The organism is Pseudomonas sp. PS01297, assembly GCF_029959305.1.
In the GTDB taxonomy this organism is placed as follows: domain Bacteria; phylum Pseudomonadota; class Gammaproteobacteria; order Pseudomonadales; family Pseudomonadaceae; genus Aquipseudomonas; species Aquipseudomonas helleri.
In genome coordinates, this window is the sequence record NZ_JASCPQ010000094.1 from 1 (window position 1) to 20,392 (window position 20,392).

19 protein-coding genes and 1 pseudogene are annotated in these 20,392 nt (G+C 56.6%); 16 read left to right on the forward strand and 4 right to left on the reverse strand.

Going from position 1 to position 20,392, the window contains the following annotated elements:
* Window positions 1–62: 62 nt before the first annotated feature.
* Window positions 63–1,619 (reverse strand): L,D-transpeptidase family protein, encoded by a 1,557-nt coding sequence (locus QMX84_RS21750; RefSeq protein WP_282364758.1) that lies wholly within the window; start codon window positions 1,617–1,619, stop codon window positions 63–65.
* 142 nt (window positions 1,620–1,761) lie between these two features.
* Here QMX84_RS21750 and QMX84_RS21755 point away from each other — a divergent pair, with 142 nt between their 5' ends.
* The 9 genes from QMX84_RS21755 to QMX84_RS21795 all read left to right on the forward strand — a co-directional run bounded on the left by QMX84_RS21755 (window position 1,762) and on the right by QMX84_RS21795 (window position 10,905).
* Window positions 1,762–2,469 carry a murein L,D-transpeptidase catalytic domain family protein gene (locus QMX84_RS21755; protein WP_262125825.1) on the forward strand — a complete coding sequence of 236 codons (708 nt, stop codon included), beginning with the start codon at window positions 1,762–1,764 and terminating at the stop codon, window positions 2,467–2,469.
* A 240-nt stretch (window positions 2,470–2,709) separates the two neighbouring features.
* Window positions 2,710–3,480 (forward strand): FCD domain-containing protein, encoded by a 771-nt coding sequence (locus tag QMX84_RS21760; RefSeq protein WP_262125824.1) that lies wholly within the window; start codon window positions 2,710–2,712, stop codon window positions 3,478–3,480.
* A gap of 126 nt (window positions 3,481–3,606) precedes the next feature.
* Window positions 3,607–4,809, forward strand: a complete 1,203-nt coding sequence (locus QMX84_RS21765; protein ID WP_262125823.1) for an ABC transporter substrate-binding protein — start codon at window positions 3,607–3,609, stop codon at window positions 4,807–4,809.
* Window positions 4,810–4,876: 67 nt separating this feature from the next.
* A complete protein-coding gene (locus QMX84_RS21770) occupies window positions 4,877–5,737 on the forward strand; it encodes a branched-chain amino acid ABC transporter permease (protein WP_048371794.1) in 861 nt (286 codons plus the stop codon).
* A gap of 1 nt (window position 5,738) precedes the next feature.
* Window positions 5,739–6,749: a branched-chain amino acid ABC transporter permease gene (locus QMX84_RS21775; RefSeq protein WP_262125822.1), complete on the forward strand. Its 1,011-nt coding sequence runs from the start codon at window positions 5,739–5,741 to the stop codon at window positions 6,747–6,749.
* A complete protein-coding gene (locus QMX84_RS21780) occupies window positions 6,746–7,507 on the forward strand; it encodes an ABC transporter ATP-binding protein (RefSeq protein ID WP_262125821.1) in 762 nt (253 codons plus the stop codon). The genes QMX84_RS21775 and QMX84_RS21780 overlap by 4 nt, the downstream gene beginning before the upstream one ends.
* Window positions 7,507–8,202 carry an ABC transporter ATP-binding protein gene (locus QMX84_RS21785; protein WP_262125820.1) on the forward strand — a complete coding sequence of 232 codons (696 nt, stop codon included), beginning with the start codon at window positions 7,507–7,509 and terminating at the stop codon, window positions 8,200–8,202. Before QMX84_RS21780 ends, QMX84_RS21785 begins: the two co-directional genes overlap by 1 nt.
* Window positions 8,203–8,218: 16 nt before the next feature.
* Window positions 8,219–9,499, forward strand: coding sequence for a Zn-dependent hydrolase (locus QMX84_RS21790; protein WP_262125819.1), 1,281 nt, complete (start codon window positions 8,219–8,221; stop codon window positions 9,497–9,499).
* Window positions 9,496–10,905, forward strand: a complete 1,410-nt coding sequence (locus QMX84_RS21795) for an amidase (RefSeq protein WP_282364759.1) — start codon at window positions 9,496–9,498, stop codon at window positions 10,903–10,905. The genes QMX84_RS21790 and QMX84_RS21795 overlap by 4 nt, the downstream gene beginning before the upstream one ends.
* Before the next feature lie 70 nt (window positions 10,906–10,975).
* Here the strand turns inward: QMX84_RS21795 and QMX84_RS21800 are convergent, their stop codons facing one another.
* Window positions 10,976–11,536 (reverse strand): nucleotidyltransferase family protein, encoded by a 561-nt coding sequence (locus QMX84_RS21800; RefSeq protein ID WP_282364760.1) that lies wholly within the window; start codon window positions 11,534–11,536, stop codon window positions 10,976–10,978.
* 136 nt (window positions 11,537–11,672) lie between these two features.
* Here QMX84_RS21800 and QMX84_RS21805 point away from each other — a divergent pair, with 136 nt between their 5' ends.
* The 7 genes from QMX84_RS21805 (at window position 11,673) to QMX84_RS21835 (ending at window position 19,626) form a co-directional block, all read left to right on the forward strand.
* Entirely contained in the window at window positions 11,673–12,512 is an 840-nt protein-coding gene (locus QMX84_RS21805; protein WP_282364761.1) for an endonuclease, read from the forward strand.
* Between the two features lie 193 nt (window positions 12,513–12,705).
* Window positions 12,706–13,143, forward strand: coding sequence for an acetyltransferase (locus tag QMX84_RS21810; protein WP_262125815.1), 438 nt, complete (start codon window positions 12,706–12,708; stop codon window positions 13,141–13,143).
* 405 nt (window positions 13,144–13,548) lie between these two features.
* Window positions 13,549–14,076, forward strand: a complete 528-nt coding sequence (locus tag QMX84_RS21815) for a fimbrial protein (RefSeq protein WP_123749068.1) — start codon at window positions 13,549–13,551, stop codon at window positions 14,074–14,076.
* A gap of 172 nt (window positions 14,077–14,248) precedes the next feature.
* Complete coding sequence (locus tag QMX84_RS21820) at window positions 14,249–14,890, forward strand: molecular chaperone (protein WP_282364762.1); 642 nt, start codon at window positions 14,249–14,251, stop codon at window positions 14,888–14,890.
* Between the two features lie 19 nt (window positions 14,891–14,909).
* Entirely contained in the window at window positions 14,910–17,549 is a 2,640-nt protein-coding gene (locus tag QMX84_RS21825; protein ID WP_282364763.1) for a fimbria/pilus outer membrane usher protein, read from the forward strand.
* Between the two features lie 26 nt (window positions 17,550–17,575).
* A complete protein-coding gene (locus QMX84_RS21830; RefSeq protein ID WP_282364764.1) occupies window positions 17,576–18,874 on the forward strand; it encodes a fimbrial protein in 1,299 nt (432 codons plus the stop codon).
* Window positions 18,871–19,626, forward strand: a complete 756-nt coding sequence (locus QMX84_RS21835; protein ID WP_153332911.1) for a molecular chaperone — start codon at window positions 18,871–18,873, stop codon at window positions 19,624–19,626. The genes QMX84_RS21830 and QMX84_RS21835 overlap by 4 nt, the downstream gene beginning before the upstream one ends.
* A 146-nt stretch (window positions 19,627–19,772) precedes the next feature.
* Here the strand turns inward: QMX84_RS21835 and QMX84_RS21840 are convergent, their stop codons facing one another.
* Complete coding sequence (locus QMX84_RS21840) at window positions 19,773–20,087, reverse strand: hypothetical protein (RefSeq protein WP_153332913.1); 315 nt, start codon at window positions 20,085–20,087, stop codon at window positions 19,773–19,775.
* 22 nt (window positions 20,088–20,109) lie between these two features.
* Window positions 20,110–20,392: pseudogene (locus QMX84_RS21845) on the reverse strand (hypothetical protein); the annotation flags it as partial.

Genomic DNA, 20,392 nt, shown 5'->3' on the forward strand with positions numbered 1-20,392 from the left:
CCCCGCTTTTTTTAAACCCACAAAACCCCCGGCTGCAACCCCCGCTCCTAGAGGGGTTTAGATCAGCGCTTGCTGCTCAGCGCCGTTATCAGGGCCGGGTCACGGTTGTAGATGTCCGGGGTGTAGATCACTTTGCCGGTTTTATCGGCTTGGGCCGTCCAGTAGGTCATCAGGATCGGTTTGGGGTTGGACAAGCGGAACTCATGGGTTTTGCCGGTGCTGAGCAGGTCTTCGGTGCGGCTTTTTTCCGCCGGCGTGACCAGTACGTCACGCAGTTGGAATACCGACTCTACACGCACACACCCCGAGCTGAATGCCCGCGGGCCTTTGCTGAACAGCGCCTGGCTTGGCGTGTCGTGCAGGTACACCGCAAACGGGTTGGGAAAGCGCAAGACAATCTTGCCCAACGGGTTTCTTGGCCCGGCGCCCTGACGCAGGAGGATATTGCCGGGGCGGTCCCAATCAATACTCTGCGGCGAGACGGGCTGCCCGTTGCTGTCAATAACCTGCAAGTCGTGCCGGCTCAGGAAGGACGAATCACGGCGGATTTGCGGCAGTTTGTCTTCCTTGAAAATGGTCGGCGGGATGGTCCAAGTCGGGTTCAGGGTCAGCCGCGTGACCCGCGACTTGAGCAGCGGCGTTTGTCGGTCTGCGCGCCCTACTTGCGTTCGGGTTTGCCAAATCGGTTGGCCGTTTTCATACACCGTCAACTGCGCCGCAGGCACATTGACCAGCAGCATGGACGGCTCAACGTCCTGGGCCATCCAGCGAAAGCGCTCCAGGTTGATCCGTAACTGATCTCGGCGGGTCGCCGGGCTGACGTTCAGCTCTTTCACCGTGCCCGCCCCGATGATGCCATCGGCCTGCAAGGAATGGTTGAGCTGAAAGCTTTTGACCGCAGACACCAGCTCATTGCTGTAGACGTTATCCGTTGTCGCGATTTTATGATCCAGATAACCCTCACTCATCAGCCGCTGAACCAAGGCCGGGACGCGAGAGTCTTGCATGCCGGGGCGCAGCACAGGGCCGTCGCCGATGGTTGGCCATTTGGGTAGCGGTTGCAGACGTTGCCGGGCGTAGACCTGACGCAAGTGTTTGTACTGCTCAAACGCAGGGCGTGCCTTGGCGAAGGCGTCACTAATGTTATTCAACCCGGCTTCGGCAATCGGCAGAATCTCGCGCCTGTCAGGTACTACTTCATTGGCATGCCAGACCGGCTCAAAACGCGCTTGCGGCAGGCGCCCGTAATGCAGGTCTTGCAGGGCTTGCAGGTACTGGCGGCTGATGTCGATATCGGCGCACAGGTCCTGCCCCTTGGGCAACAGGTAGTTCTGCGGGTCGAGGCCATCATCGGCCAGAGTTGGCAACGCGGCTTGCAAGGTCGCCAAACGCACTTTGTCGGCCCAGATTGGCTGGTAATTCTGGCTCTGGTAAAAAGCCTCAAGCAGTGCCTGTGTGGGCTCATTAATACTGCCTGCCAGGGTCGGGCATGCTTGCGGCAGTTGCGTCAACTCCACTTGCACCGGGTTCGACGGCTCTACTGGCGGCTCATCAGCCAGTGCGACCAGTGGCGCAGCGAGCAAGGTCAGGGTCAAGTAACATGCGTGTTTTTTGATCAACTGCTTAACTCCAGTCCGTGGCCTTTATGTGAGGGTCACCGTGTTGCTTGTCGCGCTATACAGTCAGGCTAGCAGCTAAATCGCTGTGGCCCTTGGATCAGCGCAATGTCATTCGTTTATTTAATGTGGAAGCTTTCTTTATATGCTGATTTTTTTGCGACGACTTTTTCTGGTCGCCGCGACCCTGGGCTCAGTCTGCAGCCCGGCGTTCGCCGCCAATACTTCCGCCCCGGTGCTCTACAACAGCCTGTCCAAGGTCGCCCCGGAACTCAATCCGCAAGTCCTGCAAAGCGCCCTCAGCGCCATGCAATGCGCCGTTAACAACGGTGCCAGCCAAGCTCGGCACCTGGCGGTCATCGACTACTCCATGCCTTCAACCGCCCGACGCTTATGGATCTTCGACCTGACCTCTAAAAAGCTGGTCCTGCGTGAGCTGGTCGCTCATGGGCAAAACTCTGGTGAAAATTTTGCCACCCGATTTTCCAACAGCGAAGGCAGCTTCCAGTCCAGCCTCGGGCTGTTTCGTACCCGCGAAAGCTACCAGGGTGCCAACGGCTACTCCTTGCGCATGGATGGCCTTGAGCCGGGCATCAATGACCGGGCCCGTGACCGCGACATCGTGATCCATGGCGCCAGCTATGTGAATCCGCTGTGGAGCCAACGCCAGGGCCGCATCGGGCGCAGCCAGGGCTGCCCTGCCGTACGCCCACAAGTGGCACGCCAAGTAGTGGACAACCTCAAGAACGGACAGTTCATGTTTGCCTGGTACCCCGACCAGCGCTGGCTCAAATCGTCGGCGTACTTGAACTGCAAGCCGCAGCTGGTAGCGAGCATCGTTTCGGCTAAATAAATCACTGGCTTTTCCTGTAGTCGCTGACGAGGCACGAGGCTGCGAGGGGTTGCGAAGCGACCCTTAACGGCGGTCCTGCGGCCCGCATCGCAGCCTCGTACCTCGTCAGCGGCTACACCGAGCATATCCATTCCCGACCCCTTTTCTCTGAAAACGACACCTCGTCCGGTCGATGGTTGACTGCGCCTGCGCAGATCTATTTATTACTATTTATCCGCATTAATACGATAAATAGACAACATGCTTAATCGCCCGATTCGCCGCAAACGCCAGAAGCTGTCCGATGTGATTGTCGAATCGGTGAAGCGCTCGATCGTGACTGATGCACTCAAGCCCGGTGACCGTCTGCCTACTGAGCGTGAGCTGATGGAAAGCTTTCAATGCTCGAAAGGCTCAGCCCGCGAAGCCTTGAAGGCGCTGGAGGTCGAAGGTCTGGTGAGTACCCGTACCGGCCCCAGCGGCGGTGCCTATCTGAATCAGGCCGGGACTGAGCCCGCCAGCCGGGCCTTGCGTAACTACCTGCACTTTCAGCATCTGGATGGCGAGCAGGTCTATCAGTTGCGCAAGGTCATTGAGGTCGAGTTGGCGGTTTCTGTTATCGGCCGTTTGAGCGCCGAAGATTATCAAGCGCTGCAAGCCAACGTAGATTTCTGCAGCGCCCCTGAAGACAGCGAGGCCGGCCAGCGGGAGCAACGTTTGGCCGAGCTTGAATTTCATAACCTGCTGGCCCGGGCCTGCCCTAACCCGCTGTTAAGTTTTATGGCGCAGTTTCTCAACGATTTGCTGCGCGATCTGGTGGTCTTGAAAAAGGCTTACAAACCCAAACGCAAGCAGTTCGATGCCGCCAACCTCGATTATCACAAGCAGTTGCTGATTGCCCTGCGTGCTGAGGATGAAGCGCAAGTGCGCACCTTGATGCACGAGCACATGTGCGACGCCGAGCATCACATGACCGCCCTCGAAGGCCAGGTCAACCCGCACTTCTTGCTGGAGTTCGATCACCACCACTGAACCGTTTAGCCCTAACCGTGTGTTAGCAAGCGCTCCACCCCTATCCAATAAAAGGCCTGCCCACAGGACCTGATCCGCCGTTTGCCATTGCTACTCCTGCCAATAATTAAACCAGGGAGTTACCCCATGCAACGTCGTACTTTGTTGAAAGCTGGCCTGGCTGCTGCCAGTGCTTTAAGCCTTCCGCTTGGCATACGCCAGGCCTTCGCCGCCGAGCCCTTTACCTTCTATGGGTTGAAGTCCATGTCCGGAGCCTTTGCCAGTTATGGCAAGTTTGCCGACATGGGCTCGCGTCTGGCCGTCGAGCAATACCCGCAGCTTTTAGGCAGGCCATTGGTCTACAAGGTGATTGATACCGAAGGCAATGCCGGCAAGGCAGTACGCAAGGTTCAGGAAGCCATTGGCCAGGACGGCGCACGCTTTTTCCAGGGCTGCACCCTGTCATCGTCCGCCCTGGCAGTGGCCAAGGAAGTGAACAAGGCTGGCGGTGTGTTTATGACCCCGGTGGGCGCGGATGAAGTCACCGGCAAGGACTGCAACAGCTCGACGTTTCGCTGGTCTGTACCCACCTATGGCGCGGTGCGTGAAACCCTGATACCGCTGATCAAACGCCTGCCGGAGGCCAAGCGCTGGTACACCATCACCCCACAATACGTGTTCGGTGAAGCACTGCTCGATGGCACCCGGGAAGTGCTCAAGGAACATGGGCTGGAGCTTGTCGGCAACAGTTACCACTCTTTGCAGGAGCAGGAATTCTCCGGCTATTTGACCAATGCTATTTCAGCCAAGCCCGACGTGCTGGTGCTGCTCAATTTCGGTAGCCAGTCCAATAACACCCTGCGTCAGGCCGTGAATTTCGGCATGAAAGAGCGCATGAAAATTCTGCTGGTGTGGTCCGCCGGGCTGGATCAATTCCAGGAGCTGGGCAGTGATGTGCTTGAAGGCGTGTACCTCGGCGCCCAGTACTGGCATCAGGTCGACACCCCGCTCAACCGCGAGCTGGTCAAGGCGACGCGGGCCAAATACGGCATCAACCCCAACTATCCGCTGGCCGCCGACTACATCAGCACCAAGGTCATGCTCGACACCATCGCCGCCACGGGCAGTTTCGATGGTCCCACAGTGGCCAACGCCATGCAGGGCTTGAGCTACGAAGGCCCGACCGGCAAAGAAACCATCCGCGCCGGTGACCATCAAGTGATCAAGGATTACTACCTGATGCTGGGCAAACCGGAGCGCGAAATGACCGACAAGGACGATCTGGCGCTGGTGGTCAGTTCCGGTCAGTCGTTTGCCCCCGTCGCCGACACCGGCTGCGTACTCAGCTAAACCACCGACTATTTAGCACTTGCTACACGCAGCCGGTCAGCCACGACCGCCTGCAGAGGGTATCTGCATGCTCGAACTTTATATGTTTCAGATTCTCAATGGCCTGGGCCTGGGGATGATCTACTTTCTGATTGCGGTGGGACTGACCATCATTTTTGGCCTGTTGAACTTCGTCAACTTCGCTCACGGTGCGTTCTTTCTGCTGGGCGCCTACCTCTGCTACACCGCCGTCAGCCTGACCGGCAACTTCTGGCTGTCGCTGCTGATCGCACCGCTGCTGGTTGCTGCCCTCGCGTGGGTGATCGAGCGGGTGCTGATTCAGCGCATTTATAACCTGCCGCACATGTTCCAGATCCTGGTAACGCTGGGTATTGCGCTGATTATTCAAGAAGCCAGCGTGATGATCTGGGGCCCGGTCGGTAAAAGTGTCGCGGTGCCGCCGTTACTGCGCGGCGTGGTGGAAATTGGCGACTTTGTATACCCCTACTACCGCTTGTTCCTGATTGCCTTCTCGGCGCTGGTGGGCTTTGCCCTGTGGCTGTTGCTGGAACGCACACGCTTCGGCGCGCTGGTGCGCGCCGGCAGTGAAAGCACCGAAACCGTGTCACTGCTGGGCACCAATATCTTCCGCCTGTTTTCCATGACCTTCGCCCTGGGCGCCGGGCTTGCCGGGATCGCCGGAGTGCTGTTCGCACCATTGCGCGGCGCCCAGCCTTTTGTCGGCCCGGAGATTCTCGGCGTGGCCTTCGTGGTGGTGGTGATCGGCGGCATGGGTTCATTCAGTGGCGCACTGGTGGGCGGCCTGCTGGTGGGTGTGGTGCAAAGCCTGATGACAACTATCTGGCCACAGGGTGCAAGCCTGATGATCTACGGCGCAATGGCCGTGGTGATTTTGCTGCGTCCTTACGGCCTGTTTGGGAGAGCCTGACATGAGCGAGAAAAACCCCCTGCCCTTCGCCAAAACCCAGTCGCGCTCGATGCTGCTGTGGGTGATTGCGGTACTGATCGGCCTGCCACTGATATTGCCATCGGCCACCCTGGCCACTGAAATCCTGATCTTCGCCATGGCCGCGCTGGCCTGCAACCTGTTGCTGGGTTACACCGGGCTGCTGTCCTTCGGCCAAGGTATCTTCTTTGGCGCCGGTTCTTACTGCGCCGCCTTGCTGATGATTCATCTGCAATGGGGGCTATTCAGCGCACTGCTGGGTGCGGCCATCGCCGGTGCCTTGCTGGCATTTCTGGTCGGTGCCCTGGCGATTCGCCGCACCGGTATTTACTTTGTGATGCTGACCCTGGCGTTCAGCCAGATGGCGTACTTCCTGACCTACACCCTGAGCGGCTGGACCGGCGGCGACAACGGTCTGCTCGATGTGCCACGGCCAGAAATCCGCATCGGCGACACGCTGCTGATGTCGCTGAGTGATGCGCGCTACTTCTACGGCTTTGTCGCGGTGCTGTTTTTGCTGATTTTCATTGGCGCACGCCGGGTGATTGCCTCGCCCTTTGGCAGCACGTTGATGGCAATCCGCGAGAACGAAACCCGTGCCGCCGCCATCGGCTACGACACCCGCCACTTCAAGATCCTGGTGTTCATGCTGTCGGGCGCGGTCACCGGGGTTGCCGGGGCGCTGTACGCCATGCTGCTGCATTTTGTGCCGCTGTCCAACATCGACCTGATGATGTCCGAAAACATCCTGATCATGACCATTGTCGGGGGCACCGGATCGCTGTTTGGCTCCTTGCTGGGTGCCGGTTCCATTGTGCTGCTGGGTGATTTCCTATCAGACCTGTGGCCGCGCTGGCTGATGCTGCTCGGGATCATTTTGATCGTCGTCGTGGTGTTTATGCGCGGCGGTTTGTGGGGTGGATTTACCAGCGCTTTCGAACGCATCAAAGGCTCGCGCAAAAGCCGCCTGCCGATTCAGGAGGAACAGCCATGAGTGCTAAAACACCTTACCTGCTGGAAACCGAGAACCTGAAGCTGTCCTATGGCGCTTTCAATGCCGTAAACGGGGTCAACCTGAAGGTCGAGCAAGGCACCATTCATACCGTAATCGGCCCCAACGGCGCGGGTAAAACCAGCCTGTTCCACTGTTTGACCGGCGAGCGCCGGGCCACCGACGGGGCGATTGTGTTTGGTGGTAAAAACATCATCAAAAAGCCGTCCCATGGCCGGGTTGCGTTAGGCATGGCGCGTTCCTTTCAGCTCACCAGCCTGTTCCAGAACCTCAGCGTGCGGGAAAACCTGCGCCTTGCCGCACAGGGCCGTGACGGGCTGGCCGCACTGAACTTCTGGCGCCGGGTAGACAGCAAACGCGAACACCTGGACATGGCAGACCAGGTGCTCGAACGCCTACAACTGACCCAGCGCGCCAACACCCTGGCGGGCGAACTGTCCCACGGCCAGCAACGGGTGCTGGAGGTAGGCATGTCGATTTGCTCCAAACCCAAACTGCTGATGCTCGACGAGCCCACCTCCGGGATGGGCATTGACGATATTCCGATCATGACCCAACTGATCAGCGACCTGGGCCGCGATCACACCGTGCTGTTGATCGAACACAACATGAGCATTGTGATGTCCATCAGCCAACGCATCACGGTGATGAGCCACGGCCAGATCCTGGTCGAGGGCACTCCTGAATTTGTCCGCGCCGATGAGCGTGTGCGCACCGCCTACCTGGGAGAAGCCGCCTGATGCTAATCGTCGACAACATCCATTCCTACTACGACAAAAGCCACGTGCTCGAGGGCGTCTCGCTGCAGGTCAACCCCGGTGAACTGGTGACCTTACTGGGCCGTAACGGTGCGGGCAAGACCACCACGTTGCGCAGCATTCTGGGGGTTGTCTGCCCGCGCAAAGGGCAGATCCGCTTTAACGGCCAGAACATGGTCGGGCGCAAGATTTTCGAAATCGCCCGCGAAGGCCTGGCCCTGGTGCCGGAGCATCGCGGGATCTTCCGTCTGCTGAGCGTTGAAGAAAACTTGCGCATTGCCCAACGCAAAACCAGCCGCTGGCAGCTGGAAGACGTCTACAGCATGTTTCCACGCCTCAAGGAGCGGCGTAAAAACGCTGGCCATGCGTTGTCCGGCGGGGAGCAGCAAATGCTCGCCATCGCCCGTGCCCTGGTCAACGATCCCAAACTATTGATTCTCGATGAGCCCACCGAAGGCCTGGCACCGGTGATCGTCGATGAACTGGTGAAGATCCTGCGCAAGATCAAGGACGACGGCCTGCCCGTGCTGCTGGTGGAACAAAACCTGATGGTCTGCGACAAGCTTGCCGATCGCCATTACGTGCTTGAACAAGGCCGTGTGGTGTACGAAGGCAGCGCCGCCGATTTCCGTGCCAACCCAACGATCAAGAACCGTTACCTGGCCCTTAGCGCCTGAAGGGAGACTCGTGTCCATGAACAGCCCTATCGTGTTATCCGACCTTTTCAACAGCAACGCGCCGCTGATCAACCGCGACCGCCTGTGGCAATCACTGATGGACCTGGCACAACTCGGCGCCACGGCCAAGGGCGGTGTCTGCCGTCTGGCCCTGACCGACCTCGACCGCCAGGCCCGCGACCTGTTTGTGCGCTGGTGTGAAGAAGCCGGCTGTACGGTGACCATTGACGGCATTGGCAATATCTTTGCCCGCCGTGCGGGCCGTCAGCCCGACCTGCCACCGGTCATGACCGGCAGCCACATCGACACCCAACCCACCGGCGGCAAATTCGATGGTTGCTACGGGGTCATGGCCGGGCTGGAAGTCATCCGCACCTTGAACGATCTGCAACTGACCACCGAAGCGCCCATTGAAGTGGTGGTCTGGACCAACGAAGAAGGCTCACGTTTCCCGCCGTGCATGATGGGCTCCGGGGTGTTTGCCGGTAAATTCGACCTGGACGAAACCCTGAGCAAAGTCGATGAACAAGGCTTGTCAGTCGGCGCCGAGTTGCAGCGCATTGGCTACGCTGGTACCCGCCCGGTGCTCGGGCACCCGGTGGGCGCGTATTTTGAAGCGCACATTGAGCAAGGCCCGGTGCTGGAAGACCGCGCCACCACGATTGGCGTGGTCATGGGTTGCCTCGGCCAGAAGTGGTTTGACCTGACCCTGACCGGCGTTGAAGCCCATGCAGGCCCTACCCCCATGCATTTGCGCAAAGATGCGCTGGTCGGCGCCGCGCACGTGGTCAGCGCCGTCAACCGGATCGCCCACCAGCATCAACCCCATGCGTGCGGCACCGTTGGCTGCCTGACCCTGCACCCAGGCTCGCGTAACGTGATCCCCGGGCAAGTGCACATGACCATCGACCTGCGGCACCTGCATGCCGATCACCTGCAAGCCATGGTGGATGAAGTGCGCGAAGCCATTGAAGTGGCCAGTGTCGAGCACGGCTTGAGTTTTGAGCTGACCCCGACCGCTGATTTCCCGCCGCTGGACTTCTACCCTGCGTGTGTCGATGCGGTACGCGAGGGTGCGCAACAGTTGGGCTTGAGCCATATGGACATCGTCAGCGGCGCCGGGCACGACGCTATTTTTGTCGCCGAGCTGGGCCCGGCCGGGATGATTTTTGTGCCATGTGAAGGCGGGATCAGCCACAACGAAATCGAAAACGCGGCGCCTCAGGACTTGGCCGACGGCTGCGCTGTACTGCTACGGGCCATGGTCAATGCCGCGCAAGGAGGTAAACAATCATGAGTAAAACGCCTGATATCGGCCAGATGAACGCCGTCGAACTGCTGGCCCGTTACCGCGATAAAAGCCTCTCTCCAGTGGAAGTGGTCGAGGATGCCCTGCTGCGCATTGAGCGCTACAACCCGGCAGTCAACGCCTACTGCCATGTTGACCCGCAAGGCGCGCTGCAAGCGGCCCGGGCATCGGAACAGCGCTGGTTTAAGGGCACGCCTTGCGGCGCGCTGGATGGCGTACCGGCCTCGATCAAAGACCTGACTCTGACTCAAGGCATGCCCACCCGCAAAGGCTCTCGCACCACCACGGCGCAAGGTCCATGGGAGATTGACGCGCCTTTTAGTGCTTTTATGCGCAAGGCAGGCGCGGTCTTGCTGGGCAAGACCACGACCCCGGAATTCGGCTGGAAAGGCGTCACCGATAACCCGCTGTATGGCATCACCCGTAACCCCTGGGACACCCGGCTGACCGCAGGCGGCTCATCCGGCGGGGCTGCTGCTGCCGCCTCGCTTAACCTGGGCGTGCTGCACCAGGGCAGCGATGCCGGCGGCTCGATCCGTATCCCTTGCGCGTTTACCGGCACATTTGGCATCAAGCCGACCTTCGGCTACGTACCGCAATGGCCAGCCAGCTCCATGACCATCCTTTCGCATCTGGGGCCGATGACCCGCACCGTTGAAGACTCGGTGCTGATGCTGCAAACGGTGGCCAGGCCCGATGCCCGCGATGGCTTGATCGGTGCACCGCGCACCACACCCTGGCTGGCACAGAGCGATGACCTCAAGGGTTTGCGCATCGCCTACAGTCCCAACTTCGGCTATGTCGACGTTGATCCGCAGGTCGCCCGCGTGGTGGCCCAAGCGGTGGAGCGTCTGGCCGAACTCGGCGCCCATGTCGAGCAGGTTGACCCAGGTTTCAGCGATCCGCTGGAGACCTTTAACACCCTGTGGTTTGCCGGTGCAGCGCGCTTGGCCGGCCAACTCAGCAGTGCCCAGCGCGACCTGATGGACCCGGGGCTGCAACGGATTGCCGGCCTTGGCGAGCGTATCAGCCTTGAGCAATACAGCACCGCGCTGGAAGCACGGGCGGCATTGGTCGCGCACATGAACGACTTCCATCAGCGCTACGACATTCTGGTCTCGCCCATGCTGCCCATTACCGCATTTGCGGCCGGGCACAACGTGCCGCCCGAGTCCTCATTGACCGACTGGATGCAATGGACCCCGTTCACCTACCCGTTCAACCTGACCCAACAACCAGCGGCATCAGTGCCCTGCGGGCTGGCCGACAATGGCCTGCCGGTAGGCCTGCACGTGGTCGGCGCGCGCTTTGCCGATGACCAGGTACTGCGAGTTTGCCGGGCCTATGAAAAACACTTCGCGCAAAGCCACCCGCACGCGCCCATAACGCCTTAGTTAGCAGTGACCCAATCTGTAGGAGCGAGCTTGCTCGCGATCTTTTGATCTTTAAAAAGACCGCTCGCCCCTACAGATCAATAATCGTCAGCCATGGCCAACGCGCTTGGTAGCTTTTGGCCTTATGTATAAACAAATCAGGCTGCGGGGTTAACGGATTATTGCGTAACAGCCCCTGCCCGATGTCATCCAGCCCATAAGGCGCATACACCTCGCCGCTGTCAGCGCAAAGCCCCACGCAGGTCCCGGCCACCAGATAACGATCAATACCGTCACGGGCGGTAAACAACTGCGGATAAGGCCTGCCGAAACGTTCGGGATACCAGAGGTGCACCCGGGCCTGGTTCTTGATATCGACGTTCACACCAAGATCCTCAAACAGCTGCCGTGCCTTGATGATGACTTCGTTTTCCGCCTCCCAAGACACGTCTTGATCAAAGTAAAAAACGTCGTAATCCTTAACCCCAAACGCCGGCGGCAGGTTTGAGCGATGGTTCCAGACCGCCTGAAACAGGCTGCCCGCCGTCAACAAGCACTGTTCAACGCCCAGCCTGGGCAAGCGGGCCATCACTTCAGCGTTGATCGGGTTGCCCATTGCCAGGCTGACAAAGTGTTCAGGCGTCAAATTCATCGGCAGTCCTTTAGCTTCAGCGTTCCAGTTGGGCACAACTCTAGCCGGGTTCCATGACCGGTTCTAGCCGCACACACCGGAGCGATTCTGACCGGCGGCTGTCATATCCCGTTACCTATGCCGCACTATATCCACCATGCCTATACGCCCTGCACAACTCGCCCCTGTTTATGAATACCCCGAGCACCTGCGCGCTCAAGTCGCTGCGGCACCGCGAGCGCCAGGGGTTTACTTCTTTTATGCGCAAGACGACTCGATGCCGCTGTACATCGGTAAAAGTGTCGATATCCGCAGCAGATTGTTGGCACACCTGCGAACACCCGAAGAAGCCCGCATGCTGCGCCAAGCACAAAGAATCGAGTATGTGCAAACCGCCGGAGAAATCGGCGCGCTGCTGTTGGAATCGCGCCTGATCAAAGAACTGCAACCACTCAAGAACAAACGATTACGCAAGCAACGCCGCTTATGTTCAATACGCGTCATCAATGGTGCGGTAGACATCATCGACACCACGGGCTTGCCCGGCGCCAGCCCGTTGTACGGCCTGTTCCGCAACAGGCGCATGGCCACTGAAGCATTGATGCTGATCGCTGACGAGCAGCGCCTGTGCCACAGCCTGCTCGGCATCGAAAAAGCCGTGGGCCGCAGTTGTTTCAGAGCACAAATCGGCAAATGCGCGGGCGCCTGCCGAGGCGATGAAAGCCATGCTGCCCACACCGAACGCTTGTTAACCGCGCTTGCCCGCTGGGCCGTACACCGCTGGCCGTTCCCCTGCGCAATCGCACTGCGCGAACGCCACGGTGCGCATGAGGAATACCACGTCGTGGACGGCTGGCATTACATCGGCACCTACGCCACGGAAGCTGAAGCCAGGCAGGCACCGAAAAGCATCGGCCAGGCATTTGATGCCGATTGCTACAAGATCCTCGTGCGTCCGCTGCTGCTAGAGGGTGCCGAGTTGATCATGCTTGGGTAGCGACCGGTCCCCCTCGCCTTCTTGACATCTTCAATGTGCCCCGGCAAATTGGCCGCCCATTCTTTTTCGGCCCCTCTTAAGTGCACCGCCCAGGCGTTAACTCGCGAAGCGGTCATACCTGAAGCCGACTCTTAATCGGTCGCCACTGCCCGGCGCACCCATCATCAGACCTAAAGAGAAGAAGGATGATTTCATGATCATTCGCAAGGGTAACGCTGCGGACCATACGCAGTTGCTCAACATCTGGCTGCGTGCAGTTCAAGCCACTCACGACTTTTTGCAGCCATCGGACATCGATGCACTGATCCCGCAGTTGCGTGACATCTACTTGCCCGCCGTAGAGTTGTGGGTCGCGGCAAATACTGAAGACTGTCCGCTAGGGTTCATTGGACTCAGTGACAACCATGTTGAAATGCTCTTCGTAGACCCAAAACAGCATGGCCAAGGCATTGGCCGAGCCTTGCTGGACCATGTCCGCACGTCGCGCGCGACGCTCAGCGTGGATGTCAACGAGCAAAACCCACAGGCCGCAGGGTTTTATTTGCACTACGGCTTCGTACAAACGGGGCGTTCGCCACTGGACGGCGAAGGACGACCCTTCCCGTTGGTGCACATGAGCTTGCCTGATTAAAAAGGGTTGGGGCTGTGTGTCACAACACATACAGCCCCGCAACAGGCCCCCATGAAAGAGATGACGAAGTATTACTCTTCTAGCTTAAAACCAACTCCCCCATATTCAAAAATCTCCTACGTCTTGAATTGCTCTATAGCGCGAGCGTGTATTACCGATCTGATCAAAAGTTCCATTCCTTGTGCAATTAGATAAAAAAACCCAACTGACCACACGACAACACCCCCACTTTAAACAATGATTAAAACAGCACAGCAGACTCTCAGTAACACCTCGCCAAATCACACAGCCTAGACACTATCAACGACAACACAAATTTTATTTTATATTTGCATTTTGACAAAACGCCTTCTTAACTCTTTCCGGCTTTAGGAGTACATCTAAACCTCACACAGGAGTTACACCATGAAACGGATCGCTTTAATCCTCGCCGCTACATTCCCTGTCATGGCTTTCGCAGCTTCTCAAAACACCATCACGTTTAACGGACAAGTCACCGATCAAACATGTACGGTTGCAGTCAATGGTAATGCGGCCAGCCCGATGATCCTGCTACCCACTGTGAGTGCCACATCGTTGAGTGCCGCGAACAGCAAAGCCGGAGAGACCCCTTTCACTGTAAGCATCAGCGGTTGCACTGCCCCATCATCAACAGCCCTGGCGATCAAAACTGCATTCTTGGGCAACAACGTGACCAGTGCTGGCAACCTTGGCAGCTCAGGTACAGCCACAAACGTACAAATTCAATTGCTTAGCGCACCTGCAGGTACGGCCATCGTACTTGAAGGGGTCACCTCGGTGGCCGGTCTGGTTCTACCCAGCGCGCAAACTGAAACCAGCCATGATTTCGCTGCGCAGTATGTCAGCGAAACAGGTGGTGCCACTGCGGGTACAGTTACAGCCAGCGTGCAATACGCTTTGGATTATCTGTAAAGCAGTAGTCCACTCTACCGGGCAATACGCCCGGTAGAGTTGTCTCCCCCAAACGCCCCTACTCTTTACACGTTGTGTGCGGATTGCCATGTCACGCCTAATAAAACTAACTCAGACCTTCGCTCTAACTCTCCTGGCACTTTCAGTGAATCCTGTTAGTGCCAGTGTCATCATGACCGGCACCCGAGTGATATACCCTGCTCAGGCGCAAGAAAAAACCGTGCAGTTGACCAATCAGAATGCACTGCCCTATATCGTGCAAATGTGGACTGATAACGATCCAGACAATAACGAGCCGCAAAATACCACTTCACCTTTTATTGCCAATCCACAAATTTTTCGTATTAACCCGAATGCCGGACAGACTGTTCGTTTGGTCTTTACTGGTAACAGGTTAGCCAAAGATAGAGAAACACTCTTTTATCTTAGTTTCCTGCAAATGCCGGCCATCAAGGCCAGCGAATTGCAGGCCAACAAGTTGCTGGTTGGCGTGAATAGCCGGATGAAACTGTTCTACCGCCCTCAGCAACTGGCGGGTAACCCGGATGAGCTGAGTAAATCACTCAGCTTCAAATTACAAGGCAGGTCTATCGTCGCCAGCAATCGCAGTGGTTACTACGCCACCGTGCGCGAGGCGAAGGTGATCCATGCCGGTCAAACACTTCCCTTAAATCAGGCCGTGATGATTCCGCCTCTGAGTGAAGTCAACTGGATGCTGCCCACTCATACGTCAGCCAGCAAAGGCGACATGCTACGCCTGACGTTAGTCAACGATTACGGTGCAGATGTCATCAATGACCTCCTTATTAACTGATGGCCCGGGATGAGTGTTTATGCTTGTGCGTCGCGTTTATGTATTTAAAAAGGATTTTAAGGTTTCACGCTTACATGGATTACGCGATCTGGTAGGAGCATCGGCGTTAACCACTGTCAGTTTGTTGTGCCCTGATCCGGTTCTGGCAGAACCTGCCACAGTGAGCGCTAACGACCCTTACGTTTTCGACGACAACATGATGTTCGGTAATGGCTCGTTATCGCGTTTCAACCGTATTAACGCAGTAGAACCAGGGCAGTACAAAGTCGATCTATTTATCAACCGGCGTTTTGTAGATCGGGTTGACTTGCGCTTTGCCAGCCAGGGAAATGGCGATGTCCAGCCCTGTCTGTCAGAGAAACTGCTGGAGTCTTCAGGTGTGCTTAAAAGCGCCATTCATACCACCGACGACAATCAATGCCTGATCCTCTCACAGGCCATCCACGGCGCCTCTACGGCTTTCGATTTTTCGATACTGAGACTGGATTTAAGCATCCCGCAGAGCCTGATGATCAACACGCCAAGGGGTTACGTGCCAACACAGAGTCTTGATGCCGGCAGCCTTATGGGCTTCGTCAATTACAGCGCCAACCAATATCATGTGACTCGCTCCGGTAAAAACAACAGCAGTACAGATTCGAGTTATCTGTCCCTGAACAGTGGCTTGAACGTGGGTCTATGGCGCTTGCGCCATCAGGGAAACTGGCGTTATGACAACGATTACGGATCGCACTGGAATACGACCCGTACATACGCCCAACGAGCATTACCGGGCATTAAGGGCGACCTGACTGCAGGCCAGGGGTTTACGTCGGGGCGTTTTTTTTCAGGGCTAAGTTATACCGGTATTGAGATCGCCTCTGACGACCGCATGTTGCCCGAGTCACAGCGCGGATATGCGCCCACGATACGAGGAGTCGCTACCAGCAACGCACAAGTGATCGTGCGTCAGAACGGCAATGATATTTATCAAACTACCGTCACGCCGGGTCCATTTGAGATCAATGACCTTTATTCAACCAACTACAACGGCGACCTGGAAGTCTCTGTGATTGAAGCTGATGGTAACGTCAGCACGTTTACGGTGCCCTTCTCGGCGGTTCCCGAATCGTTGCGCCCTGGCGTGTCTCGCTACAGCTTGGCGCTGGGACGAACCCGAGACAACGGAGATCACGATCCGTTTGGTGAGGTGACCTACCAAATCGGCCTGAGCAATAGCATTACCGCCAACAGCGGCCTGAGAATCGCGGATCGTTATCAGGCGTTCGTAGTAGGAGGCGTGTACTCCAGCAGCCTGGGTGCATTCGGCCTGGATACTACGTACTCACGAGCTGACTTACCCGGAGACGGTCAGTTGGATGGCTGGATGGGACGTCTGTCATACAGTCGAACGTTTCAGCCCACCAACACTACCTTATCAATAGCCGGGTATCGCTATTCCACTGAAGGCTATCGCGATTTGGGCGATGTCTTAGGGGTACGCAGATCGACTCGAAAACACGATACCTGGGAGTCGACAAGCTACATGCAGCGCTCGCGCTTCGAAGTGTCGATTAGCCAAAGCCTTGATGACATGGGCAGCGTGTTTCTGTCGGGCTCGACCCAAGACTATCGCAATGGTCGAGACCGCGACACTCAGTTACAGTTTGGCTGGTCCAACACACTGCGTAACAATATCAGCCTGAACCTGACAACATCACGGCAGACTACCGGCAGTTACCTGAACCGCCGCAGCGGGCACTACGACGATCCGCTCGACAACACATTCGCCAATGGTGGTCTTGGCATTGCTCGTACAGACGGCAGAAGCGAAACCGTCACACTGCTGTCCGTGTCTTTCCCGCTCGGCAGCCCCGGTCGCCCTAACACGCCCTATCTAAGTACCTCGGTCACTCATAGCTCGGACTCTGGCAATGTGTATCAAACCTCGTTATCAGGCACTCAGAGCGACGATCAGTCGCTGAGCTATGGCATTGACGCCTCTCGCGATGCCCAACAAAAGCTCAACGTTTTTAGTGCCAGCCTTCAAAAATATCTACCCAACGCTTCACTGAGTGCCACAGCCTCCAAAAGTCAGGATTACTGGCAGGCCTCAGGGAGTGCCCGCGGTGCTCTGGCATTGCACGAAGGGGGTATCACTTTTGGCCCGTACTTGAGCGATACCTTTGCGCTGATCGAAGCCAAGGGCGCCAGTGGTGCCAAAGTCATGAGCGCAAGCGGAGCCACGATCGATAGCCGAGGGTACGCGCTGGTGCCGTCACTAACGCCATACCGCTACAACTCCGTTGTCATCAACCCGGAAGGTATCAGCGAAAAGACGGAAATCGGCAATGGCCAACAACGCGTTGCTCCATATGCCGGAGCGGCAGTCAAGGTCAAGTTCAATACGGTAATCGGCAACGCAATTCTGGTAAAAGCCCTGCGCAGTGACGGCAAAGCAGTGCCCATGGGAGCCGATGTACTGGATGACAGCGACAGCGTAATTGGCATGGTCGGCCAAGGCAGCCAGGCCTACCTTCGGACCGACAAACTCAAAGGCACGTTGGTCGCACGCTGGGGCGACGCTCCAGAAGAACGATGCAGCATGCACTTCGACCTGACTCGACAGGATGTCAGTCAGGCACTGATCAAGATCAATAGCGAGTGTCGTATCCCATGATCCCTTTTTACAAAAAGAACACCCCAATGATGCCTTCTCGTTATCACTTAACGGTCACGCTTGTAATGATGTTGGGGGCAGTCGTTTCTGAAGCTCAGGCAACCTGCAAAAGAATTTACTCCGGCATCCAGACGCGCGACAACAATACAGCTCAACTGACCTTCGGCCGGATCAATCTGACATCAACGCACTTACAGCCCGTGGGCACTCTGCTTGGTTCAATCGTAATTTCACCGGCTTCGGCCCCCGGACTGACCAGTGAAACTGTTATGTGGGAATGTGATATCACTGATGCTGATGACCTCTACGAACTTTTTGCAACTAATGGTGATGACCGGGTGGGCGGGTTCTGGGACATTGGGGCTGCCGATGGTCTGCCTAACTACTTCGCGACCTGGTTTCCGCATGTTGCAATAAGACTCACTCATGTTAATTCTGGTCAGGTTTACACCCGTTACTGGCAGCAAGCCCGGATTACTGAATACGACACGGTAGGCGACAAGATCCAGATCAAGGGAAAACACTTGAGCTTGATCCAGGCCGAGCTCGTTCGTGTGTCAAGCCTCCCTCCAACGACAGGCTCAGTTTCAAATTATTGCACTGGAACAGCCGCCAGCAGTGGTAGTGGTGTTTATCCTTACACCTGTACACAACCCAACGGTTATATCCAGTTCCAGGGTGGCGGTATCAAGTCCGACTCGGTCGGGGAAGACTCCAGCAGATACTACAGATTTTGGGGCGCTCGAAACGGCGTTGGGTACGGCATGCGCTCGGCGGCGTCAATCAGCTACGCGGCTACTTGTGTAGCCAGAAACGTCACACCTGTCGTCACCTTCCTGCCCGTCACCGCCGCTGAGCTTAACCAGGGAGCCACGCGCAGCAGCGACTTCACCATTGATCTTGAATGCGATAACGCGGTTAATTCCGGAACATCAACCAATCAAACAGCACTGGGTATTCAAATCGCTCAAAGCGCCTATAACCAAGCCAAATCCATGGGTCTTGTGACCAGTGGCGGCGCAGTCACTCACTTATTGTCCAACGGCTATGGTAGCGATCCGTCGGTTGCGACGGGTGTCGGGATCAGCCTGCGCAACGCAAAGGACGGCACTGCCATGAATTTTTTAGGTTGGTCCAACACCGGCACCGGTGCCTCCGGTGGCTGGTACCCGGTCTTGGATGGGGCGAGCAGCAATGGGAGCAACACGCAGAACTTCACCAATTATTCGCAGACCATCACTGCCACCCTCAGTGCACTGCCCGGTTTGACGGCCAAACCGGGAAAAGTCAACGCAACTGCTTATGTCTTGGTGAAAGTACAATGAATAAAAAAAAATGTGCGCAATTGCTGCTTTGGGGGTGTTTAGTGCTGGGCGCTTTGCAAAGCGCTTATGCTGGCGTCATGCCGGAGAGGACCCGGTTGATTTTCCACGAGGGGCAAACACAGCGCTCACTGATGCTCGCCAACACCAATACCTATCCGGTTGTTGTACAAACCTGGCTCGACAACGGCGAGGGTAATCAAGCCCCGGAAAATGCTGTGTCAACCATGGTCGCATTGCCCTCAGTATTCAAGCTGCAAGCAGGCGCCATTCAAGGCTTGCGGATCGTTCAAGATGCTAGCTCACTTCCAAAAGACCGCGAGTCGGTGAGTTGGCTGAACATTTACGAGATCCCGCCCACCAAAACGATTGGCCCGATGCTTGCGACTCAAGTTGCTGTGGCAATGAACACCCAAATGAAGGTGTTCTACCGCCCTGCCAACTTACCTGTTCCCCCGGAAAAAATGGCCACATTGCTCACCTTCAGCCTTAAGCAACACGCTGGTGGCTGGGTTTTGGTATGTCACAACCCCACCCCTTATCACGCCTCATTTTCCTCTCTACGGGTAATGGATGAAGGTCGAGAGCGCGCCAATGCCAAAACGCTGGACATGATGACCCCTCCTTTAAGCGACAAACCCTATTCATTGGCCTCCTTTAGCCTTGATGTTCAGAGCAAGCTGACTGTGAATTACACGTTGATTGATGATGAGGGCCACTATCATGACGCAAGTACAACCGTGAAGATTCCCTAGAATTGACTGAAAGAGAGTCAAGCAGTCAGGGTCTATGCCCCATCTACTCGGTAGGCTTGGAAGCCAAGACAATTGTACCGTTGAATGTTTGGCATTTTCTAAATCGCTCTATGGTGAGTTACAGGCAGAGCCCATGGCGAGGAACTCTAGAAAAGTTCGTCCAACTGCTCGAAAAACTCGCGCTTGGCCGGTTCATCTCCCTCGCCCAAGTTATGTGCCAGCAGATAGTCCAACTCATGCAGACGCGCTTCAACACTTGAATCAAACGGGCAATCGTGGATTGGCACAGCCTGTAATTGCCGAACCGCCTCGCAAAAAAACATAATGTTCGAAGACGGTTCATTGATACGCGCCTGAAGGGATTGCCCGTCGACACAACGCGTAATCATGAACTCACCTTCAACGTTTTCCGCGACAGCCACCACTTCAGGAACACTCAGGCGATCTGTGAGCCAGGACAATACCCGCGCCTCTCGTAACACGCTATACGTGGTAGGTGCCAAAAATAGCCGGGCAAATCTTGAGAAAGAAACGATCGTTACCACGTTTGAAGCTATAAACATCGCAGGGGGATTCACCGATCTCGTCGGCTCTCAGCGTGGCGCCACCTATGAATTGTTCAATAGTGCGAGGCAGTTGGATGGTCATCGGTACTCGACTCGGCAGGTTCTGAAACTCATAACAGTCGCCACCATAACAAAATTGTAGGAGCGAGCTTGTCTCGCGATCATTTTCTTTTGAAAATAAAAAGATCGAGAGACAAGCA